Here is a 329-nt window from a genome sequence, read left to right as displayed (position 1 = left end):
GGAGTGAGTGTTGCCGAAACACTGCCGTCCGGCTATACTTTTGTCAGCGCAACGCCATCAGCGGGGACTTATAACGGAACTGTTTGGACAATAGGAAGCCTTGCCAACGGAGCAAGCGCAACCCTTAGCATTGTTGCAACAGTTAACGCTTCAGGACCGTATGCCAATACGGCAACGGTATCAGCAAATGAGCAGGATCCGACCCTGGCAAACAACACCAGCACAATCACTCCAATACCGGTTCCCGCTTCAGACCTGTCGGTATTGAAAACAGCTGATAATGCGGCGCCAACCGTTGGAGCCAACGTCACTTTCACGATAGCAGCCAC

The 329-nt window shown here is 52.6% G+C and carries 1 protein-coding gene; it reads left to right on the top strand.

From position 1 onward, the window contains the following. Positions 1–329 (top strand): DUF11 domain-containing protein (locus DMB71_RS00100; RefSeq protein WP_162614725.1); only part of this gene is annotated, 329 nt, incomplete at both ends.

The sequence above is a fragment of the Flavobacterium tistrianum genome, assembly GCF_003254545.1.
GTDB classification, from domain to species: Bacteria; Bacteroidota; Bacteroidia; order Flavobacteriales; family Flavobacteriaceae; genus Flavobacterium; species Flavobacterium tistrianum.
Note: the sequence above shows the minus strand (reverse complement) of the source record. Positions and strands in the feature narration are given on the sequence as shown.